Source organism: Thioalkalivibrio sp. ALE31, from assembly GCF_000377405.1.
Taxonomy (GTDB): Bacteria; Pseudomonadota; Gammaproteobacteria; order Ectothiorhodospirales; family Ectothiorhodospiraceae; genus Thioalkalivibrio.
This window is the reverse complement of the sequence record NZ_KB905025.1, coordinates 69,098-90,338: the sequence shown is the minus strand read 5'-3', so window position 1 is coordinate 90,338 and position 21,241 is coordinate 69,098. Positions and strand designations below refer to the sequence as shown.

Sequence of the window (21,241 nt, the reverse complement as noted above, 5' to 3'; positions counted from 1 at the left end):
TACCCGGCCCGGTAACCCAGGCGGCCCTCGGTGCGCTCGCCCGGCGCCGCCTGGAGCTGGTCGCTCATCTCGGCCTCCAGGACCTGCTGGACCGCCTCGCGCACCAGCGTGCGCATCAGTTCCTCGTCTGTCCCCAAAAGCGCTCGCAGTGACGTGCGATCCGCAGTAGCCTGGCTCTTGTGAGTGGTCATGGTCTCGCCCTCCTTGAGGGGTTCAGGTGGTCGCTAACCAACCCGAATACCATGGCCGCTCACCTCCTGCCAGCTTCTGCACATAACTCAGCACACTACTCGGCTCTTCGCAGCGCGGTGGCCGGTGGGCCAGGGGTGCGACGGGGCGGATTACGCGCTGGCAGGTGCTTCGCCGCCAAGGCGGCTCCTACAGGGTGGACAAGGCTCTGCCCGACAAGTGGTTTTGGTGCGGGTGCGGTTCAGCGCTGGGCGAGTAGATCGGCTGGGCGGAGGATGCGGATGCCGTGGAAGGGATCGAGGTCGAGCAGGTCGGCGTCTCCGGTGACGATGGCATGGGCCTCGCCGTGGACGGCGACTTCGAGGAACTTGTCGTCTTTCGGATCGCGACAGGCCGTGATTGGGGTGGTGATCGCAACGAACCGTGCAATGCCACCCAGCAGGCGGATGAACTGCTGGCGCTCCGCTTGACTGATGTAGGGATCGAACTTGGGGCGCGAGAGAACCTGGACGAGCTCGTCGAGGGTGGCCTCCGAGACCAGGAGGATGCCCCGGTCGAGAGCGTGGTCAACGGCCCGCGCCGCGGGGCCGGATGGAACCAGGAGGCGACTGACGAGCAGGTTGGTGTCCAGTACCCATCGGCCCTGCCGCTTGGACTCAGTCATCCGCGAGCAGTTGGTCGAGCTTTTCCTGGGTCAGGCCGGCCGCTTCGGCCTTGCCGCCGATCTGGTCGCAGAACCGGCGGAACTCATTCACGTTCAGGTGGACCAGGCGCTCGTATTCTTCGGGCGAAAGGACCACGGCCACATCGCGTTTCTGGCGCTGGATGATGACGGGCTCCTTGCGCGCGGATTCGATGACTGCTGCCAGGCCCTGCTTGGCTTCGCTTGCGCTGACGGTACGCATGCCGGTCTCCTTATGTCTACTAGGTACAGATTGTACAAAATAGCTAGGGGTGGCGCTATCGCCGGCGTATCGGGTTCAGGCGGTCGGCTCGTGGATTGGACCGGTGATGTTTGCCAAGGGGGCTGTTGCCGATTTCGTCGTTGTTCCGGGTGGTCCTCGGTGGTCGTCCGGGATGTGGTGGGTTTCGCTCATCGGTGGAGATCCCGTCTCTTCGGGTTACTGGGCGCGGGTCTACGAGAAGCGCTCCGGGCTCTCAGGCCGATTGCTTCGTCGCTCTGCTCCTCGCAATGACGGGTTTCTTTTGGCAGGGGTTTCGCGGGCAAGCCCGCTCCCACGAAGGACGCTGCCAAAAGGGGGGGCGCCCGCGGGGAGGGTGGTGTTTCGGTGCCGGCCTGGCGTTGGCAGGGGCTTCGCGTGCGAGCACGCTCCTACAGGGAGGACGGGTGCTGGGGAGCTAGAGGCCGAGGATGGCGACGGCGGTGGCGAAGTAGATGGTGATGCCGACGACGTCGACGACGGAGGTGATCAGCGGGGCGCTGGCGACGGCCGGGTCGACGCCGAAGCGGGTGAGGGTGAAGGGGAGTAGCAGGCCGAACATGGAGCCGAACAGGACGACCAGGAACATGCCCAGCGCGATGGCGTTGGCGACCTCGAGGCTGCCGAGCCAGTTGCCGGAGAGCCAGATGGCGCCGGCGAGGGTGGCACCCAGGGCGGAGGAGACGAGGATTTCCTTGCCGCCCAGGCGCCACCAGTCCTGGAGCTTGATGTCGTTGGTGGCGAGTGAGCGCACCACGAGCGTGGAGGCCTGGGCGCCGGCGTTGCCCCCGGTGGCGATTACCATGGGCAGGAAGAAGATCAGCGCGACGACGGTTTCGATGGCGGCCTCGAAGTGGGCGATGGCCATGCCGGAGAGGATGTTCACGGCAACGAGGATCACCAGCCAGCCGATGCGCTTGCGGTAGAGGAGCTGCATGCTGGCGTCGCGCAGAGAGAGCACGACGTCGCCGACCGCGGCCATGCGGTGGAAGTCCTCGGTGGTCTCCGCGCGCAGCACGTCCATTACGTCGTCGACGGTGATGATGCCGAGCAGGTGTCCGTCGTCGTCCACGACCGGGAGCACGTCCAGGTCGTAGTGGGAGATGCGGTGGGCGGCCTCTTCGCGGTCTTCCTCCGCCGCGATGCTGACGACATCCGTGTGCATGCGTTCGCGCACGCTGGTGGAGGGGCGCGAAAGCAGCAGTTCCTTCAGGCGCACCCAACCGAGCAGTTCGCCGTTGGGTGTGATCACGAAGATGGTGTTGACCGTCTCGGCCAGATCGCTGTGTTCCCGCAGGTGATCCATGGCCTCGGCCACGGACCAGTCCGGCTGGACGGTGGCGAACTCGGGCGTCATCAGGCGCCCGGCGCTCTCCTCCGGGTAGCCGAGCAGGGTCTCCAGGGCCTCCTGGTCGTCGTCCGGGAGGGTCTCGAGCAGGGATTCGGCCTGGTCGTCCTCCAGGCCGTCGATGACGGAGACCGCGTCGTCGTAGGACAGCGCGGCGACCAGGCGGCTGGCGTGCTCGTCGTCCAGTGCCTGGAACACCCGGGACTGGTGGTCCGGTTCCAGGTGGGCGTAGATATCCGCCGTGCACTCGACGTCCAGGCGCTGGAAGAAGGTCTCCATCTGCTCGGCCGGCAGGGCCTCAAGCGCGTCGGAGAGGTCCGGCGCGGCGTAGGAGCCGCAGATCGCCTGCAGGACGTCCGCCTCCGGTTCGTCCAGGGCGTCGGCGATCACCTGCGGCAGGGTCTCGAGATCGGGTTCGGTGGCGCTCATGCGCGAGGTCTCTTACGGAGTCGCCAGGCCGAGCAGGGCTACGGCCAGCGAGAAGTAGATCAGGATACCGCCGATGTCGGCGAGCGAGGTGACCAGCGGGACGCTGGCCGTGGCCGGATCGAGGCGGAGCTTGTTCAGGACCACCGGCAGGAGCATGCCGAGGATGCTGGCCACGGTGACGATGACGGTCATGGCCAGGGCGACCAACAAGGCGATCTCCGGGCCGCCGCGCCACAGGCCGACCAGCGAGACCGCCACGCCCATGCTGACGCCCAGGGTCACGGAGACGCCCATCTCCTTGGCCCACAGCTTGAGCCAGTCGCGGGCGGTGACCTCGCCGGTGGCCATGGCACGCACCATCAGCGTGGAGCTTTGCGCGCCTGCGTTACCACCGGAGGCGATCAGCAGCGGGAGGAAGAACACCAGCACCACCACCGCTTCGATGATCTCTTCGTACTGCGAGATCATCATGGCGCCGATGGTATTGAAGGCCACCAGGCCCAGCAGCCAGCCGATCCGCTTGCGATAGAGCAGGAACGGGCTCGCCTCCTGCGGCGATAGGGGCAGGGTGCCCACCGAGCCCAGCTTGTGGAAGTCCTCGGTGGATTCGGCCTCGATCAGGTCCATTACGTCGTCCACCGTGACCACGCCCAGCAGCTCGCCGGTCTCGCCGACGACGGGAAGGGTCTCCAGGTCGTAGTGCTGGATCCGGCGAGCGGCCTCCACCGCGTCTTCGGAGACCGCGATGGTAATCGGCTCGCCCTCGTCCAGCAGGTCGCGCACCGGGCTGTCGGCACCGGCGCGCAGGAAGTGGCGGATGGGCACGGCGGCCAGCAGCACGCGGTCCGGGTCGACCACGAAGATCACGTTGTTGGAGTGCTCGTCGGCGTTGCGGCGGATGAACGCCAGGGCGCGCTTGAGGGTCCAGTCCGGGTCCACCGCGACCACGTCCGGCGACATCACGCGGCCGACCGAGTCTTCCGGGTAGTTGAGCTGCTTGAGCGCGCGGCGGATCGCCCGGAACGGCAGCAGGCGCAGGTAGCCGCGCAGGGTGTCCGGGTCCAGGGTCTGCAGCAGGGCGGTGAGGTCGTCCGCCTCCATCTCGGAGAGGATGAAGCGGGCATCCTCGCGCGGGGAGGCCTCCAGCAGGCGGATCTGATGTGCCGTGTCGAGGTAGGCGAACACGTCCGCCTTGCGCCCGGGCGGCAGCAGGTTGAACACGGCGCAGAGGTCGTCGTCGCCCAGCTCCATCAGCGCGTGGGCGATATCCTGCACGCGCATGTAGTCGAGCAACTCGTGGAGCCCGTCGCGGTCGTCCAGACGCAACAACTCCTTCAGCTCGATGATGGACTGTTCGAGGTGAAGCTCCATGCCCTTCTCCCGGCGGCATCGGGGCGCTCGGAGTGGACTGTGCTCGGGCACAGACCAGCGAGGCGCCGCACGGATGCGGTGGATGGTCCAGGTTCGGGTCGGGCTGGGCCCGGCCGCTCCCGGCTCTTTGATCAAAGAGGCCTGACGGAAGCGACCGGTCGGGGAACGGGCGCTTGCCGCTAGGCGCGGATAGATCGACTTCGTGATCGACGTTTCAAGGCGTGTTCCCGCGTGTGGAGATGCTGCTTATTCTAACGGATGACGGGCCTCAATCAACCGCTTGTGCGGGGTTTTGAAACATTCATCTACTCTTCATGGTCTGCAGGGGGGCAGAGGGTGCGGGGTGTTCAATGAGGATTGTTCGCCTGCGAGCAGGCTCCTACGGGGGGCTTCCCCTGCCGGGTAGGAGCCTGCTCGCAGGCGAAGATTCGTGTGATTGAGAAGGTGTGCGATGGAGCAACAAGGCTCGGTAGAAGGCGCGGTGCTGTCGCTGACCGATGTGGCGTTTGCCTACCCCGGCGAGGGGGAGGTGCTGCATGGGGTGGATTTCGCGCTTCGCGCCGGGGAGCGGGTGGCGATCGTCGGCGAAAGCGGCAGCGGCAAGTCCACCCTGCTGCATCTCGCGGCCGGGCTGGAGGCGGCGGCGCGCGGCCAGGTGCACCTTACGGGGCAGGCGCTGGCGGGGCTGGACGAGGCGGCGCGCACGCGCCTGCGGCGGGGCCGCGTGGGGATCGTGTTCCAGTCGTTTCACCTGATTCCGACGCTGACCGTGCTGGAGAATGTGATGCTGCCACTGGAGCTGGCGACAGACTTGTCTGCCGGCGAACGCCGCGAGCGCGCCGCGGCGCAGCTGGAGGCGGTGGGGCTGGGCGACAAGGGCGCGCGGTATCCGGAGGCCCTGTCCGGGGGCGAGCAGCAACGCGTCGCGATCGCGCGGGCGCTGGTGCACGAACCCGCGCTGATCCTGGCGGACGAGCCCACCGGCAACCTCGACTCGCGCACCGGCGAGACGGTGTTTGCCCTGTTGCTGGAGCAGGCTCGGGCCACCGGTTGTTCGTTGCTGCTGGTGACCCACAGTCATGAACTGGCGGGTCGGCTGGACCGGGTCCTGACCATGCGCGACGGGCTTCTGCAGTCGGCCGGTTCCACGGAAGCCGCTCCCGCATGAGCCTTCTGGTCCTGCGAGCCTGGCTGCGCGACTGGCGCCGGCGGCCGCTGCAGCGGTTGCTGACGCTGGTGGGGGTGATCATTGGCGTGGCCGTGGTGCTCGCGGTGGACCTGGCGAACCAGTCGGCCCAGCGGGCGTTTGACCGCTCTATGGATGAGGTCGCAGGCGCTGCGACGCACCAGGTCCTGGGGCCGGCCAGCGGGTTCGACGAGGCCTTGTACCGCGAGCTGCGTATGGCCGGATGGCGTGATACCGCTCCGATCGTCGAGGGACCGGCCCGTCTGCCGGACGGCAGCACGATCTATGTGCTGGGTGTCGATCCGCTGGCCGAGGGACCGTTTCGCGGCGCGGCTTCGGATATCGGGGATGTTCCGGTGCAGCGGCTGGTGACCGAGCCGGGGACGATTCTGCCGCCGGTGGGCTGGTTCCGCGATTCGGGCCGGGCTCACGAGTCGCGTGTGACACTGGAGGCGGCGGGGGGTGCGCGCGAGGTGACGGCCATTGATCGCGCGGCCGAGCGTGACCAGGCGGACGCCGCGACCGATGAGGGTGGTGGCTCGCTATGGGTGACGGATATCGCCACGGCGCAGGGGCTGCTCGACCGGCTGGGGCGTCTGGACCGGATCGATGTGCGGCTGACGGATGCCGAGGTCGATGTGCTGGCCGAGGCTCTGCCCGCCGAACTGGAGCTGGTGCCGGTGGAGAGCCGGGGGCAGGCCGCGCGCGAGCTGGCGCAGGCATTTCGCACCAACCTGACGGCGATGAGCCTGCTGGCGCTGCTGATCGCAGCATTCTTGATCTACAACACGCAGACCTTTGCTGTGCTCCGGCGCCGCGAGGTGATCGCGAGTCTGCGCCTGGTCGGTGTGGGCCGGCGGGCGATCTTTGGCGTGGTGTTGCTGGAGGCGTTGCTGGTCGGCGTGATCGGGACGCTGCTGGGCGCGGTACTGGGCATTGCGCTGGCGCAGGTGCTGGTAGCGCAGGTGGCGCAGACCGTCACGGATCACTTCTTCGCGGTGGCGGTTACCGGGGTCACGCCGCGCCCGCTGGCCCTGGGGGCGGTATTCCTGCTGGGAGTGGGGCTGTCGCTGTTGGCGGCGCTGGCCCCTGCCTGGGAGGCGGCGCGCGCGGCCGGTGCGGGCACCACGGGGCGCGGGGGGCTGGAGCGCCGTGCCCGTCGCTGGGCGGCATGGCTGGCTGTGCTGTCCATGGCGCTGTTGCTCGCGGGGGGTGGTTTGATCGTCACCGGTGCGGGGGCGCTGGTGGGCGGCTTCGTGGCGTTGTTCCTGTTGATTGCCGGATTGGTGTTGCTGCTGCCCTGGGTACTGGTGTGGACGCTGCGCGGGCTGGCGGCGCTGGTTCGCGGGGTGACCCTGCCGCGCATCGCGGTGCGCAGCCTGGAGCGCAGCCTGTCGCGCAGCGCGCCTGCTACCTCGGCGCTGACCCTGGCGCTGGCGGCAGCGATCGGCGTGGCGGTGATGGTCGGCAGCTTTCGCGGCAGTGTGGAGCAGTGGCTGGGCCAGGCGCTGACGTCGGATCTTTACGTGGTGCCCGCGGCGCCGGCTTCGGCGCGCGGTGGTGCGCGTCTGCCCGAGGACTGGATGGCCGACCTGGTGGCGCGCTCGGGAGCCGTGTCGGTCAGTACCGGGTCCAGTCAGGAGGTCGTCAGCGAGCGCGGCCTGGTCGATCTCTATGTGGTGCGACCGCATGCCAACTGGCTGGATTATCTGCCGCTTTTGGAGAGCACGGTGGCGCGTGAAGCGCTGGGGGAGCGGCTCGCGACAGAGGATGCGGTGCTGGTGACCGAGCCGTTTGCGGCGCACCACGACGTTCGGCCGGGGGATCGGCTGTCGCTGGCGGTGCCCGGCGGCCAGCGCCCCTTCGAAGTCCTCGGGATCTACCGTGATTACGGCAACCCGAGCGGTACTGTGCTGATGACCCAGGCGGCCTTTGTCCGGGCGGGCATGCCACCCGATGGAGTGGGGTCGTTCGGGCTGCGGCTGCCGGCGGGAGTGGATGTGGAAGCGGTCGTGGAACGCCTGGAAGCCTGGCTGGCAGAGCAGGACCGCGCGGCGCTGGTGACGCGCCCGGGCGATATCGAGCAGGAGTCGATGGCGATCTTCGACCGGACGTTTGCCATTACCCATTTGCTGCGGGTGATCACGCTGGTGGTGGCCTTCATCGCGATCCTGGGCGCGCTCATGGCGTTGCAGATGGAGCGGGCGCGCGAGTTCGCCACGCTGCGCAGCCTCGGGCTGTTGCCCGGGGGCGTGCGTAGTCTTGTCGTGCTGCAGGGCGGGGTACTCGGCACGTTTGCCGCGCTGGCGGCGATCCCGCTGGGGCTGGGCATGGGCTGGCTGCTGATCGAGGTGATCAACCGCGAGGCCTTCGGCTGGGGGATGGACCTGCGTCTGCCCTGGGACGAGGTGGTCGAGACCGTGCTGCTGGGCATCGGAGCGGCATTGCTGGCCTCGGCCATCCCGGCGTGGCGAATGGCGCGCATGCGGCTGGTACCGGCCCTTAGAGAGGTGCCGTGATGGACTGGATGAGGCGTTGGTTGGGACATGTGGGAGCGGGCTTGCCCGCGAATGGGGTTTGGCAGGGTCCAGCGCGGGCAGGGGCTTCGCCTGCAAGCAGGCTCCCACTGGGGCTGCGCCTGCGCCTGCGGGTGGTTATGGTGCTGATGATGGTGGGGGTGTTGGGCGCCTGCGGGGGTGTGGATCCGCCCGAGACCGATGATCCGGGGGTGACCGGATTGCGGGTGGGCGAGGCCCTGGGCGGGGAGGAGACGGACGGGTTCCGGCGTGCGGATGCGCCGCGGGTGTTCGAGTTTCCGCGTGATCACGGGCCGCACCCGGGGTTTCGCAACGAGTGGTGGTATGTGACCGGCAATCTCGACGGGCCGGAGGGCGAGCGGCTGGGCTTTCACATTACCTTCTTCCGCGTCGGGCTGGCGCCGGAGCTGGCGGGGGATGCGCGCTGGGTCGACTCGGCCTGGGCCAGCCCGGATATCTGGATGGCGCATACGGCGGTGATCGATCGCGAGGCCGGGCACCATGCCTCCGAGGAGCGTTTCGTGCGCGACGGGGCGGGACTGGCGGGGGCCACGGAGCCGGTCGGCCGCGTGTGGGCCGAGGACTGGCAGCTCGCGGATATGGACCAGGACCGCTGGACGCTCGATTTCAGCGTGGACGACTACCGGCTGGCGCTGGAACTGGAGCCCCGGCGTGGCCCGGTGCTCCAGGGCGAGGCGGGGCTCAGCCAGAAGGGCCCGGAGCCGGGCAATGCCTCCTACTACTACTCCATGCCACGCATCGCGGTGCGCGGGGAGGTCGAGCGCGCGGAGCGCGGGCCCCTGGCGGTGACCGGTCAGGCGTGGATGGACCGCGAGTGGAGCACCAGTGCGCTGTCCGAGGATCAGGTGGGCTGGGACTGGTTCGCGCTGCAGTTCGACGACGGGCTGGACGTCATGTACTACCAGCTGCGCAAGGAGGACGGGGAGCCGCATCCGCTGTCCAAGGGCCGCTGGATGCCGGCGGATGGCGACGACCGGCTGCTGGAGCCCGACCAGGTCGAACTGGAACCCCGGCGCTGGGCCACGCAGCCCTCCGGTAACCGCTATCCGGTGGAGTGGGCTATGCGCATCGCGCCGCAGGATGGCGCGGCGTCACGCGAATTCACCGTGCGCGCCATCCGCGACGAACAGGAGATGGATACCGTGATCCGCTACTGGGAGGGCGCCGTGGATATCCTCGATCCGGACGGAGAGGCGATCGGGCGAGGCTTTGTGGAGCTGACGGGGTACGAGGACTAGGGCGTTTCGACCACAGAGCGCACAGAGGACACAGAGAACAGCCAGGTCAAAAGCGAAAAGCTTTCACAGGAAGATTGGAAGATCGGAAGGTTTTTTGGGTCCGGCAGTGCTGCGTCGGAGGCAGGATCAGCCCTCGCGCGCTGGGGGTGCCCGGGCGCCCCACAACAACCCTTCCTACCTTCCAATCTTCCTGTTAATCGCTTTCGACCCGGCCTCTCTCCGTGTCGTCTGTGCCCTCTGTGGTGCAACAGGGCGGCTCGCAGGAGGGGGTGGCGCGAGGCCACCCCGGGGGGTTACCAGTCCATCGCCTCGTGCGGGATGTCGAGGTCGAAGTCGTCCTTAAGATGGGCGCGCAGGGCGCGTTCCTCCATCAGGCGTTCCAGGGTGCGGCGGGCGGCGTGACGCGCCGGGCCGCGATCGTTGACGAGCTGGTTTTCGAACAGGCTGGCGATCTCGTCGGCGCCATCGGCCGCATCATCGATCGTCGGGTCCATTGTCGGGTCTCCTGACAAGCCGGCCGGGCCACCCCGGACTGCGGTATCAGAAAAGCCTTATATATCGTTTCGGCCGGCCCGCAAGCAGAAAATTCTTATTGTTCCTCGTTTTCCCTTATGGAGTACGCGATCCGAACTCGAGCGGGCGCTGCTGGTCCATCGTGCACGAGTGGTGACGCCTTCCGTTGCCGCCGAAACCAGTCGCGAGGGCAGGCCATGCTGATCCGCACCCGACGTCGTTCCGAGTGTTCCCGCAGCCAGATCACCCCGCCGGAGGTCTACGCGCGGCGGCGCGATTTCCTGCGAAAGGGAATCGGGCTGGGCGCCGGTCTGGCGCTCGGTGGGCTGGGCGCTTCGCTGCCGGCCTCCGCCGCTCTGCGGGGGTATCCGCTGGAATTCGAGCCCAGCGATTTCTCGACCGACGAGTCGAAGACCTCGTACGACGAGATCACCAGTTACAACAACTTCTTCGAGATGGGCCCGGGGAAGGGGGATCCGAAGACCTACGCCGATCAGCTGAAGACCGATCCCTGGACGATCACGGTGGACGGGCTGTGCGACAACCCGGGTGAGTACGCGGTGGAGGACTTCATCAGCCCCTGGTCGCTGGAGGAGCGCATCTATCGCATGCGCTGTGTGGAAGGCTGGTCGATGGTGATCCCCTGGATCGGCTTCGAGTTGAACCGCATCATCGAGCAGGCGCAGCCGCGCGGGGGTGCGCGCTACGTGGCGTTCGAGAGTATTCATGACCCCGAAAACCTGCGGGGGCAGCGGCCCCGGCGCCGGGCCAGTTCCGGTGGGCTGCAGTGGCCCTATACCGAGGGCCTGCGCCTGGACGAGGCGATGCACCCGCTGACCATCCTCGCGGTAGGTCTGTACGACGAGGTGCTGCCTAACCAGAACGGGGCGCCGATCCGGCTGGTGGTACCGTGGAAGTACGGCTTCAAGAGCATCAAGTCCATTCAGCACATCCGCTTCGTCGAGGGCCAGCCACCGACCCTGTGGAACCAGGCGCAGCCTGACGAGTACGGCTTTTACAGCAACGTGAATCCGGACGTGGATCATCCGCGCTGGTCGCAGCGCACCGAGCGCCGCATCGGCGAGTTCCGGCGCCGGCGCACGGAGATGTTCAACGGTTACGGGGACGAGGTGGCGTCGCTGTACGAGGGCATGGACCTGCGCGAGCACTTCTGACGGGATGGGGGCATGACCGCCACAACCCGTCGAGCCCGGTCCCGTCCGCCCACCGGTGTGTGGTGGGCCGTCCTGTTGGTGGCGCTTCTGCCGGCCATGTGGATCGGCTTGCGTACGCTTGGCTGGTTCGGCGGGTTGGGTGTGAACCCGATCGAGAAGCTGCTGGAGCTATCCGGCACGCACGCGATGATCGCGCTGCTGGTGGCGTTGGCGGTGACCCCGTTGCGGCAGATGACCGGGCTGGCGTGGCTCACCCGGTTGCGGCGGATGCTGGGGCTGGTCGCGTTCGGTTACGTGACCGCGCACGCCCTGATCTGGCTTGGGGTGGACCTGTTCTTCGACTGGGAACTGGTGCTCTACGACCTGACCGAGCGCCCGTTCGTGATGGTCGGCTTCGCCGCCTGGGTGATCCTGCTGGCGCTGGCGGTCACCTCCACCGATGGTGCCCAGCGCTGGCTCAAGAAGGGGTGGGTCTGGCTGCACCGCGGAGTGTACGTGGCCGGCGTGCTGGCTATCCTGCATTTCCTGTGGCTCGCGCGGGCCGACTATGCCGAGGTCGCGCTGTACGCGGCCATCCTGGCCTTCCTGCTCGGCTGGCGCGCCGTCTACCGCTGGCAGACCCGCCGGCGCATCCATGCCCGCCGCCGTGTGCCCGCCTGAACACCCCGATTCAAGGTCAAGGGCCTTTTGTTCACCACGAAGCACACGAAGGCACGAAGAAGGGCTAGGTCGAGGGCGATTTACCACGGAGGGCACAGAGGACACGGAGCAGGTCTAAGGGTGACAGGCCCGGGCTATGGCCCATAGCTCTACTGCCCGCCGGCAGCTCCGAAAATTCTCTGTTATTTCGACCGTTCTCCGTGTTATCTGTGAACTCTGTGGTTACAAGCCTTTTGCCCTTCTTCGTGTCTTCGTGTGCTTCGTGGTGAAAAAAGCCCTTACGAGACGCGCTGGTCGGCGTTGAGGGTGATGAGGAATTCGAGCAGGGCCTTCTGGGCGTGGAGGCGGTTTTCGGCCTCGTCCCAGACGACGCTCTGCGGGCCTTCCAGGACCTCGGTGGAGACCTCTTCCTCGCGGTGGGCGGGGAGACAGTGCATGAACAGGGCGTCGTCGTTGGCGAGCCGCATCAGGTCGGCATCGACGAAGAATCCGGAGAAGGCCCGGCGGCGGGCGCTCTTTTCCTGTTCCTGCCCCATGCTGGCCCAGACGTCGGTGACGACCAGATCCGCACCCTCGGCGGCGGCGCGGGCATCGCGGGTCAGCTCGAAGTGTTCGCGCGTGGTATCGACCACACTGGGCTCCGGGTCGTAGCCCTCGGGGCAGGCGGCCACCAGCTGGAAGCCCAGCAGGCGCGCGGCGTACATGTAGCTGTGGCACATGTTGTTGCCGTCGCCGATCCAGGCGACGCGCTTGCCGCGGATGTCGCCGCGATGCTCGAAGTAGGTCTGCAGGTCGGCCAGCAGCTGGGCCGGATGCTCGAGATCGGTCAGGCCGTTGATCACCGGCACCGTGGCGTGCTTGGCGAACAGCTCGATCTTTTCGTGTTCGTAGGTGCGGATCATCACGCAGTCGACCATGCGCGAGAGCACGCGGGCGGTGTCCTCGATCGGCTCGCCGCGCCCCAGCTGGGTGTCGCGCGGGGACAGGAACAGGGCGTTGCCGCCCAGCTGCTGCATCCCCACTTCGAACGACACGCGGGTGCGGGTGGAGGACTTCTCGAAGATCATGCCGAGCGTCTTGCCGCGCAGCAGGTCATCGTGGTGCTCGCCGGCCTTCAGTTGCTGCTTGAGCTCGATGGCGCGCTGCAGCAGGGCCCGGGTTTCGTCGCCGGAGAGATCCAGGAACGAGAGGTAGTGGCGTGGGTTCATGCGGAGACCTCGTTGGCTTGGGGCGACGCCAGGAACGCGTCCACCAGGTCGGCTACGGTTACGGCGATCTGTTCCACCTGGTCGTCGTCGATGATCAGCGGCGGCAGCAGGCGAATGACCCGATCCGCGGTCACGTTCAGGATCAGCCCCCGCTCCAGCGCCGCCATGACCATCTCGCCGGCCGGGCGGTCCAGTTCGACCCCGATCATCAGACCGCGGCCACGCACGGCGACGACGCCCGCATGGTCCGCGAGGCGGTCGTGCAGCCGTTTCAGCAGGAGCTCGCCCTGACGGGACGCCTGTTCGCACAGGGCCTCGTCCTGCATCACATCGAGTACGGCCAGCGCCGCCCGGCACACCAGCGGGTTGCCGCCAAACGTGGTGCCGTGCATGCCCGGGCTGAAGAGCTCGCGGGCGGCACCGGCCACCAGATTGGCGCCAATGGGGATGCCGTTGCCGAGACCCTTGGCCAGGCTGACCACATCCGGGGTGATGCCCTCGTGCTGGAAGGCGAACCAGTGCCCGGTACGGCCGATGCCGGCCTGGATCTCGTCCAGCATCAGCAGCCAGCCGTGCTGGTCGGCCAGTTCGCGCAGGCGGCGCAGGTAGCCGGGCGGCGGGACATGGATGCCGCCCTCGCCGGTGACCGGCTCCACCAGGATCGCGACGACGTCCGGGTCGGCCGCCAGGGCTTCGACGGCCTCGGCGTCGCCGTGGGGCACATGCACAAAGCCCGATACCAGCGGCTCGAATCCGGCCCGGACCTTCGCGTTGCCGGTGGCGGACAGGGTGGCCATGGTGCGGCCATGGAAGCTGCCCTCCATCACCACGATCTTCGGCTCGGCGATCCCGCGGGCACGGCCATGCAGGCGGGCGAGCTTGATCGCCGCCTCGTTGGCCTCGGCCCCCGAGTTGCAGAAGAAGGCGCGATCCATGCCGGACAGCGCGCACAGGCGCCGCGCCAGCTGTTCCTGCAGCGGGATGCGGTAGAGGTTGGAGGTGTGCACCAGGGTGCTGGCCTGGTCGCAGACGGCCTGGGCGACCTTGGGATGGGCGTGGCCAAGGCCACACACCGCGATCCCCGACAGGGCGTCGAGATAGCGCTTGCCGTCGGTATCCCACAGCCAGGCGCCTTCGCCGCGCTCGAAGGCAACGGGCAGGCGCTTGTAGGTGTTCTGCAGGGCGTCGCTCATGGGGTTCTCCGAAACCAAAGAGCCGGCGGAGGGCCGCCGGCTCGATGCAGGGCTTGGCCGCATCATGCAGCCAAAAAAGCCCAGTATATCGCCGCTTGGGACTTTACTTCATCTGCTGGGCCACAAAGTCCCAGTTCACCACGGCCCAGAAGTTCTCGAGGTACTTCGGGCGGGCGTTGCGGTAGTCGATGTAGTAGGCGTGTTCCCAGACGTCGCAGGTCAGCAGCGGGGTCTTGCCGTCGCGCAGCGGGTTCGCGGCGTTGGAGGTGTTGACGATCTCCACCGAGCCATCACTGTTCTGCACCAGCCAGGTCCAGCCGGAGCCGAAGTTGCCAACGGCGGACTCGTTGAACTTCTCCTTGAAGGCGTCGAAGGAGCCGAAGGCGCTGTTGATGGCATCGGCCAGCTTGCCCGAGGGCTCGCCGCCGGCGTTCGGGGCCATGCAGTTAAAGTAGAAGGTGTGGTTCCAGACCTGGGCGCCGTTGTTGAAGATGCCGCCGGCCGGGGCCTTCTTGATGATGTCTTCCAGCGTGGCGTTTTCGAACTCGGAGCCCGGCAGCAGGCCGTTCAGCTTGGTCACGTAGGTCGCGTGGTGCTTGTCGTGATGGTATTCCAGCGTCTCGGCGGAGATGTGCGGCTCCAGCGCGTTCTTGGCGTAGGGCAGATCGGGCAGTTCGTAGGCCATGAAAGACTCCTTGGACAGTGTCGTGAGAAACTGCTGTGGCAGCGGCCCGAAACGGGGACGCCGCATAACGGAACAACGATAGTCACGTTGCCCGGACGATGCAATTTCCGATGGTACGGGTTGGTTTTGGCCCGGGCCGTATACCCTGATGCTTGACCGACGAAAGAGGCCCATGGCAGCGACCGAGGACACGGCAGGGCAACGCGACACCCAACCGGAAAAGACCCCTCCGGTGAACTGGCGCGGGCGCATCGGTCTGTTGCTGGGGCCGGCGATCTTCGCCATCTTCCTGCTGGTACCGGCCCCGGCGGGGTTCGATCCGGCGGCCTGGCGGGTGCTGGGTCTGACGCTGTTCATGGCGACCTGGTGGATCAGCGAGGCCCTGCCGCTGCCGGTGACGGCGCTGCTGCCGATCGCGGTCCTGCCGGTGCTCGACATCGTGCCCATGGACGAGGCCACCGCGCCGTACGCGAATCCGATCATTTTCCTGTTCATGGGCGGCTTCGCCATTGCCTTGGCCGTGCAGCGCTGGGATCTCCACCGGCGCATGGCGCTGGCGATCGTGGCGCGCGCCGGCAATCGCCTGCATGTGCTGGTGGGGGCCTTCATGCTGGCCACGGCGGGGTTGTCCATGTGGGTCAGCAATACCGCGACGGCGGCCCTGATGCTGCCGATCGCGCTCTCGGTGCTTGGACTGATCGAGCGCGGCGCGTCTCCACAGGGGCCGGACATGGAATCGCGACGCCCGGCCCTGGCGCTCCTGCTGGGCATCGCGTTCGCCGCGAACATCGGGGGCATGGCGACCATCATCGGTTCGCCGCCGAATGCCCTGACGGCCGCGTACCTCGGGGATCGCCACGGGATGGAGATCGGGTTCCTGGAATGGATGACCCTGGGGCTGCCGCTGGCGGCGGTGCTGCTGGCCCTTGCGTGGTGGTCGCTGACCCGCTGGGTGTTTCCGGTGCACCGGGTGGAGCTGAACGGTCTGCGTGCGCTGCTGGACGAACAGCGCGCGACCGTGGGCCCTTGGTCGGTCGCGGAAAAGCGGGTGGCCGGGGTGTTTCTGCTGGTTGCGCTGGCCTGGCTGACACGGCCGCTGCTCGAGGGCTGGCTACCGATCTCGCTGACCGATGCCGGCATCGCGATCCTCGGGGCCGGGTTGCTGTTCCTGGTCCCGTCGGGGTCGCGCGAACAGCGCCGGCTGCTGAGCTGGGACAACACGCGCGAGCTCCCCTGGGGCGTGCTGTTGCTGGTAGGCGGGGGCTTGAGCCTGGGTGCGGCGATCGAGTCCAGCGGGCTGGCGGAGCTGGCGGCGGATGCCCTGGTGATCGCCCAGGCCTGGCCGCTGATCCTGATCATGGCCGGGGTGGCGCTCCTGACCATGACCCTGAGTCATGTGACGAGCAATACCGCGACAGCGGCTACGCTGTTGCCGCTGGTGACCGCGTTCGCGCTGAGCATGGACGTGCCCGTGCTGTTGCTGGCCCTGCCGGTGGCGTTTGCCGCGTCGGTGGCCTTCATGCTGCCGGTGGCGACGCCACCCAACGCCATCGTGTTCGCCAGCAACCGGCTGCGGGTGCTGGACATGGTGCGTGGCGGGGCATTGCTCTCGGTGCTGGCGCTGGTGCTGATCAGCCTGGTGGTCTACGTGTTTGCCGAGATTCTGTTGTTGTAGCCCGTCTGAGCGCGGAGGCCGGAAGCGGCCTACCGAGGGAATCTTGTCCCCTGAGAACCTGTGGGGAAGAAAGCACTTTGGTATTCAAGTTTTAGGATTCGCCGCCGCTAGGAAGGACGACTGACCTGAATCTTGATTCTGAAGCCGGCCGTGACCGGTGCAGGAAAGGACGCGCAGACATGTTTGACAATATCCGGATTGGTGTACGGCTCATGGTGGGCATCATCGGCGTGGTCGTACTCGCCGTGGTGCTGACGCTGGTCGTGGTGATGAACGCCCTGGGCACGATGGCGGACCGGGCCGAGCAGCGCGAGCTGAACGACCTGGCCGGACAGTTGCTGGATCGGCTGGACCAGGAGGCGGCGCGGGCCACGGCGATGGCCGAGACGGTCGCCCGCATCCCGGATGTCCAGGAGGCACTGGCCACGGGTGATCGCGAGCGCCTGGCCGCGATGACGGTGCCGACCTTCGAGTCGCTGAGCACGGACTACGGAGTGCGCCAGTACCAGTTCCATACGCCGCCGGCGACATCCTTCCTGCGCGTGCATCGTCCGGACCGCTACGATGACGACCTGTCCGGCTTCCGCCAGACCGTGGTCGATACCAACAACAATCAGGCGCCGATCTCCGGTCTGGAAGAGGGTGTGGCGGGCCTCGGGATTCGAGGTGTCGTGCCGATCGCCCGTAACGGTGAGCACGTGGGCTCGGTGGAGTTTGGCCTGTCCTTCGGTGATCCCTTCTTCGAGCAGTTTACCGAGGAGCTGGGGGCGCCGGTCGCGCTGTACCTGCGGGACGACGGACGTTTCAGCCGCTTTGGCGGCACCATCGATGGCGAGGCCACCTTCAGCGCCGCCGAGATGCGCGAGGTGCTCGGTGGCGAGCGACACGTGCGCAACGTGACCTACCAGGGCAAGCCGATGGCGGTGATCGCGCGGCCGGTGATGGACTTCTCCGGGGACGCGGTGGGCGTCCTCGAGCTGATGGTCGATCGCAGTGCCTATGTCGACATGGCGCGCAATGCCACAGGTACCGTGGTGATGGTCGGCGTGATTGCTGTGGTCCTGGGCGCGCTGCTGGCCTGGTTCCTGACGCGCAGCATCGTGCGGCCGTTGTGCCAGACCGTGGACCGTCTGAACGACATCGCTAGTGGCGAAGGGGACCTGACGCGTCAGCTGAAGGTATCCGGCAAGAACGAGCTGGGGGATCTCTCCATCGCTTTCAATAACTTCGTGGAGAAGATCCGGGTGCTGATCCAGCAGGTGGCGGCCGGTTCCGACCAGGTAGCGGCCGCGGCCAACGAGCTGTCCGCGACCAGCGAGGAGACCAACGAGCAGGTCCGCCGCCAGAAGGCGGAGACCGACCAGGTCGCCACCGCGATGAACGAGATGACGGCCACCGTGCAGGAAGTGGCCCGGAATGCGGCGGACGCCGCCGCCGCCGCGCAGACCACCGATCAGGATGCGAACGCCGGCCAGCAGGTGGTGCAGAAGACGGTCACCGCGATCAATGGCCTGTCCACTCAGGTGGACAGCGCCGCCGAGGTGGTCAGTCGTCTGTCGCAGGACGCCGAGGAGATCAACAAGGTCCTAGAGGTGATCGGCGACATTGCCGATCAGACCAACCTGCTGGCGCTGAACGCGGCGATCGAGGCCGCCCGCGCCGGCGAGCAGGGCCGCGGCTTCGCGGTGGTCGCGGACGAGGTGCGCACGCTGGCCAGCCGCACTCAGGACTCGACCCACGAGATCCAGCAGATGATCGAGCGGGTCCAGACCGGCACGCGCGAGGCGGTGCAGGCGATGGAAGACGGTCGTGCCAAGGCCCACGAGAGCGTGGAGCAGGTGAACCTGGCCGGCGAGTCGCTGGTCGCGATCACGCAATCCGTCACCCGCATCAGCGACATGAACACGCAGATCGCCAGCGCCGCCGAGGAGCAGTCCACGGTGGCCGAGGAGATCAACCGCAACGTGGCCAACATCACCGAGGTGCTGGATCAGACCGCGTCGGGTTCGGAGCAGATCCGCAATGCGTCCGAGGAGCTGTCCAAGCTGGCCTCCGAGCAGCAGCAGCGCGTGGGTCAGTTCAAGGTCTGATCACGATCAGGTTCCGGGAGCCGAGCCCGCCATCCTTTTGGGGTGGCGGGCTTTTTCATGCGTGTGTGGTTGAACGGCTTGATTCACCACGAAGTGCACGAAGGCACGAAGAAGGGCTGGTTCGATGGCGAAAACCGGTCTACAGGAAGCGGGGAAGATTGGAAGCGAGATTGATGGGGTAATGGATCGGGCACGGTCTGACGGGGAGGGTTGGTTGGAGGGCTGGTGCTCGAGCGGACGCGGGCGGGGGCTTCGCGGGCGAGCCCGCTCCCACAGGGGGCTCGGCCGGCGGGCTGGACGGGTCACGGCGTCGGCCAGGCCCCGGGCGGTTTTAGCCGATTCATCCTTCGAATCTTCCGGTCTTCCTGTGAACCGCCCTTGTCCTGGCCTTTCTTCGTGCCTTCGTGCGCTTCGTGGTGAATCCAGGCCCTTACTGGGCGGGAAAGAGCCTTTCGCCGTTCTCCCATGCGATCGCGCGGGCGACGTCCTCGGGGAGTTGTTCCAGCCAGGCGCGGGTCTCGTCCTTCAGGCGCGTGTACTGTTCCCAGCGGGTGCGCGTGAAGGTGTCCACGCCGATCATGAAGCGGTCGGGGTGGGCCAGGAAGAGCTCGAACCAGGCGTCGTCGATCTGGCCGCCGGGATTGATGCGCGGGTTGCGCATGGACAGGTCCATGTTCATGCGCGGGTGGCGTTCGAGGTAGTCCTGCACCAGCGGCGGGTACGCGTAGCTGCCGGCATGGGCCCAGAGGATGCGGACCTCGGGATGGGTCGCGTAGGCGTGGTCGATTACGGCGGGGTCCCCGTGGATCATGATGGTGAGGTCGCGCGCCACGGCCAGGTCCAGCAGCTGCTCGAAACCGGGGGCGAAGCGGTCATCCGCCAGGATATGGAACTCGCCCAGGCCGCGCCATTTCACGTCGGATTCATCGAGCATGCGGGCGACGCGGTCGCCGAGATCCTCGACATGCATCCAGTCCATCTTCTTGCCCAGCCGCTGCGAAACCTCCAGGAACGGCACGATGCGCGTATCGGACCCGGCCTTGAGGCGGCGGATCAGATCGTCTTCGGGGGCCATGACGATGGCGCTGCGCACCTCGTTGGCGGCCAGGGTACGCGCGACGTCGCTAATGCCGAAGTGTGCGGCCTCGGCCGGCCGGTAGTGCAGGTGGGCGTCAAAGATCGGCGAAGCGGCGCTGGCCGCCGCGAATGGCAGGGTCAGCAGGAGCGCGAGCAGGGAACGACGGATGGAGTGATACATGGTCTTCGGCTGTCGCTCCGGGTCAGGAACGCGGCGGGGCGTCGGTGGCGGCGGCCGGCGCGGCCTGTTGCGGATCGAAGCGCTCGCGCAGGTAACGGATGATCGCGTCGGATTCGTACAGCCAGCGCACCGAGTGGTCGTCTTCCTCGATGCGCAGGCAGGGTACCTGAAGGCGCCCGCCCTCGTTCTGCAGCTCCTCGCGCCAGGGCCCGGCGGCCTGGGCGTTGCGCAGTTCGATGTCCAGCGAAAGCCGCTGCATGGCGCGTCGGGCCTTGATGCAGAACGGGCAGGCCGGGAAGTGATAGAGGGCCAGATGGCGGGTTTGCTCGTCGACCCGGGCCTGTTCGGCCGGGTCGCGCTCGATGCCGCGCGGGCGCGAGACGCGCTCCCCGATCAGCATGAACGGGGTCAGGATCAGGCGCACGCCACGGAAGAAGGTTCGGATCAGGAATCGCATGCGGGAAGCATGCCACAGGAGCCCGACGGCGTTACAGCATCCCGACGGCCGGAGTGTTAGTCATGCTGCTTCAAGGGCGGTTTAAGGGCGGATTCACCACGAAGCGCACGAAGGCACGAAGAAGGGGCGGGTCAAGGGCGGAGAATCGATTTACAGGAAGAGGGGAAGATTGGAAGAGATATGGATCGGGTAATGGGTCTGGCAGGGCCCGGCGGGGAGGGGTGTTTTGAAGGCCGGTGGCTGAGTGGGCGCGGGCGGGGGCTTCGCGGGCAAGCCCGCTCCCACAGGGGGTTGCCCGGTGCGTTTGCCGGGTTCCGGCCGGTTCTGGCCGATCCATCCTTCGCATCTTCCAGCCTTCCTGTGAACTGCCTTTGACTTTGACCTGGCCCTTCTTCGTGCCTTCGTGCCCTTCGTGGTGAAAAAGGTCTTGCAAGCGGCAGGTCAGGGGGTGCCGAAGTCGAACTGCCAGGGGTCCTGTTCGGGGGCGTCGAGCAGGGAGGGGCGCAGGCGGATGATCTCGAAGCCGAGCGCGCGGTAGTCGTCGAGGCGATCCGGGGCCAGATCGGCGACCTCCACGAAGTCGGCGAAGGCGTCGGCCTCGATGCCGCGCCAGTCTGCGAAGGTGCCACAGACGGCGACGCTTACGTCTTCGTCGCGCACCAGTGCCTCGACCTCGGCGTGCAGGCCGGGGTGCTGGCCGGCCTCGCCGCGGGTGAGGGTGAACTGCTCCGCGCCGTGGGCGACGATGGCCACCGGGAAATCCGGGTCGTCTTCGCGCAGCCGGGCGATGTTCGCGCGGATCTCGGGAAGCAGCGCGGCGAGTGCCGCGCGGTCATTCTCGATGATCTCGAAGACCACGCCGGCGGGGCGTTCGTCGCGCTCCAGCATCTCGAGTACGGCGGCCGAGGGTTCTCCCTCGGGCGCCACTTCGGGTGCGCCGAGCGGGTTCGCGGCCAGCGCCGGCATCGCGCTCAGGATGCACAGGCACAGGGCGACGAGCCCCCCGGAGCGGGATGCGAACGACTTGAGGAGGCTGTAGCTGCGCATGCCCCCATTGAAGCGGGCAC

19 protein-coding genes are annotated in these 21,241 nt (G+C 67.3%); 7 read left to right on the top strand and 12 right to left on the bottom strand.

All coding sequences use genetic code 11. The features are described 5' to 3' along the window. The 5 genes from D103_RS14205 to mgtE (D103_RS0111210) form a co-directional block, all read right to left on the bottom strand. Positions 1-191 (bottom strand): transposase (locus D103_RS14205; RefSeq protein ID WP_026280350.1); only part of this gene is annotated, 191 nt, incomplete at its 3' end. A gap of 239 nt (positions 192-430) precedes the next feature. Then, positions 431-853, bottom strand: a complete 423-nt coding sequence (locus D103_RS0111225) for a putative toxin-antitoxin system toxin component, PIN family (protein ID WP_018876861.1) — start codon at positions 851-853, stop codon at positions 431-433. Next, the gene (locus D103_RS0111220; RefSeq protein ID WP_017926719.1) at positions 846-1,094 is read right to left on the bottom strand and encodes a type II toxin-antitoxin system Phd/YefM family antitoxin; all 249 of its coding nucleotides are present in this window, start codon (positions 1,092-1,094) and stop codon (positions 846-848) included. The genes D103_RS0111225 and D103_RS0111220 overlap by 8 nt, the downstream gene beginning before the upstream one ends. Positions 1,095-1,548: 454 nt before the next feature. After that, entirely contained in the window at positions 1,549-2,907 is a 1,359-nt protein-coding gene (gene mgtE, locus D103_RS0111215) for a magnesium transporter (RefSeq protein ID WP_018876860.1), read from the bottom strand. 12 nt (positions 2,908-2,919) lie between these two features. After that, a complete protein-coding gene (gene mgtE, locus D103_RS0111210) occupies positions 2,920-4,278 on the bottom strand; it encodes a magnesium transporter (RefSeq protein ID WP_018876859.1) in 1,359 nt (452 codons plus the stop codon). Positions 4,279-4,729: 451 nt separating this feature from the next. Between mgtE (D103_RS0111210) and D103_RS0111205 the strand changes: the two genes are divergently transcribed. The 3 genes from D103_RS0111205 (at position 4,730) to D103_RS0111195 (ending at position 9,260) form a co-directional block, all read left to right on the top strand. Further along, positions 4,730-5,446, top strand: a complete 717-nt coding sequence (locus D103_RS0111205) for an ABC transporter ATP-binding protein (RefSeq protein ID WP_018876858.1) — start codon at positions 4,730-4,732, stop codon at positions 5,444-5,446. Continuing rightward, a complete protein-coding gene (locus D103_RS0111200; RefSeq protein ID WP_018876857.1) occupies positions 5,443-7,983 on the top strand; it encodes an FtsX family ABC transporter permease in 2,541 nt (846 codons plus the stop codon). Before D103_RS0111205 ends, D103_RS0111200 begins: the two co-directional genes overlap by 4 nt. A gap of 137 nt (positions 7,984-8,120) precedes the next feature. Beyond that, on the top strand, positions 8,121-9,260 hold the full coding sequence (locus D103_RS0111195; RefSeq protein ID WP_018876856.1) for a lipocalin-like domain-containing protein: 1,140 nt from the start codon (positions 8,121-8,123) through the stop codon (positions 9,258-9,260). A gap of 293 nt (positions 9,261-9,553) precedes the next feature. On the opposite strand, the gene D103_RS0111190 is transcribed toward D103_RS0111195, so the two are convergent. Next, positions 9,554-9,754 carry a PA3496 family putative envelope integrity protein gene (locus tag D103_RS0111190; protein ID WP_018876855.1) on the bottom strand — a complete coding sequence of 67 codons (201 nt, stop codon included), beginning with the start codon at positions 9,752-9,754 and terminating at the stop codon, positions 9,554-9,556. 216 nt (positions 9,755-9,970) lie between these two features. On the opposite strand from D103_RS0111190, the gene msrP reads away from it, so the two are divergent. Both msrP and D103_RS0111180 read left to right on the top strand, forming a co-directional pair. Then, the gene (gene msrP, locus D103_RS0111185) at positions 9,971-10,948 is read left to right on the top strand and encodes a protein-methionine-sulfoxide reductase catalytic subunit MsrP (RefSeq protein ID WP_018876854.1); all 978 of its coding nucleotides are present in this window, start codon (positions 9,971-9,973) and stop codon (positions 10,946-10,948) included. Positions 10,949-10,960: 12 nt separating this feature from the next. Next, the gene (locus tag D103_RS0111180; protein WP_018876853.1) at positions 10,961-11,608 is read left to right on the top strand and encodes a sulfite oxidase heme-binding subunit YedZ; all 648 of its coding nucleotides are present in this window, start codon (positions 10,961-10,963) and stop codon (positions 11,606-11,608) included. A 278-nt stretch (positions 11,609-11,886) separates the two neighbouring features. On the opposite strand, the gene argF is transcribed toward D103_RS0111180, so the two are convergent. The 3 genes from argF to D103_RS0111165 all read right to left on the bottom strand — a co-directional run bounded on the left by argF (position 11,887) and on the right by D103_RS0111165 (position 14,694). Then, positions 11,887-12,816 carry an ornithine carbamoyltransferase gene (gene argF, locus D103_RS0111175; RefSeq protein WP_018876852.1) on the bottom strand — a complete coding sequence of 310 codons (930 nt, stop codon included), beginning with the start codon at positions 12,814-12,816 and terminating at the stop codon, positions 11,887-11,889. Then, positions 12,813-14,009, bottom strand: coding sequence for an acetylornithine transaminase (locus D103_RS0111170; RefSeq protein WP_018876851.1), 1,197 nt, complete (start codon positions 14,007-14,009; stop codon positions 12,813-12,815). The genes argF and D103_RS0111170 overlap by 4 nt, the downstream gene beginning before the upstream one ends. A 103-nt stretch (positions 14,010-14,112) precedes the next feature. Further along, on the bottom strand, positions 14,113-14,694 hold the full coding sequence (locus D103_RS0111165) for a superoxide dismutase (RefSeq protein ID WP_018876850.1): 582 nt from the start codon (positions 14,692-14,694) through the stop codon (positions 14,113-14,115). Between the two features lie 172 nt (positions 14,695-14,866). Here D103_RS0111165 and D103_RS0111160 point away from each other — a divergent pair, with 172 nt between their 5' ends. Both D103_RS0111160 and D103_RS0111155 read left to right on the top strand, forming a co-directional pair. After that, the gene (locus tag D103_RS0111160; protein ID WP_018876849.1) at positions 14,867-16,369 is read left to right on the top strand and encodes a DASS family sodium-coupled anion symporter; all 1,503 of its coding nucleotides are present in this window, start codon (positions 14,867-14,869) and stop codon (positions 16,367-16,369) included. Between the two features lie 179 nt (positions 16,370-16,548). Next, entirely contained in the window at positions 16,549-18,459 is a 1,911-nt protein-coding gene (locus D103_RS0111155; RefSeq protein WP_018876848.1) for a methyl-accepting chemotaxis protein, read from the top strand. Positions 18,460-18,889: 430 nt separating this feature from the next. On the opposite strand, the gene D103_RS0111150 is transcribed toward D103_RS0111155, so the two are convergent. The 3 genes from D103_RS0111150 to D103_RS0111140 form a co-directional block, all read right to left on the bottom strand. Continuing rightward, complete coding sequence (locus D103_RS0111150) at positions 18,890-19,717, bottom strand: amidohydrolase family protein (protein WP_018867279.1); 828 nt, start codon at positions 19,715-19,717, stop codon at positions 18,890-18,892. 22 nt (positions 19,718-19,739) lie between these two features. Next, complete coding sequence (locus tag D103_RS0111145) at positions 19,740-20,174, bottom strand: glutathione S-transferase N-terminal domain-containing protein (RefSeq protein ID WP_018867280.1); 435 nt, start codon at positions 20,172-20,174, stop codon at positions 19,740-19,742. Between the two features lie 441 nt (positions 20,175-20,615). After that, a complete protein-coding gene (locus D103_RS0111140; RefSeq protein WP_018876847.1) occupies positions 20,616-21,221 on the bottom strand; it encodes a DsrE family protein in 606 nt (201 codons plus the stop codon). Positions 21,222-21,241 lie beyond the last annotated feature (20 nt).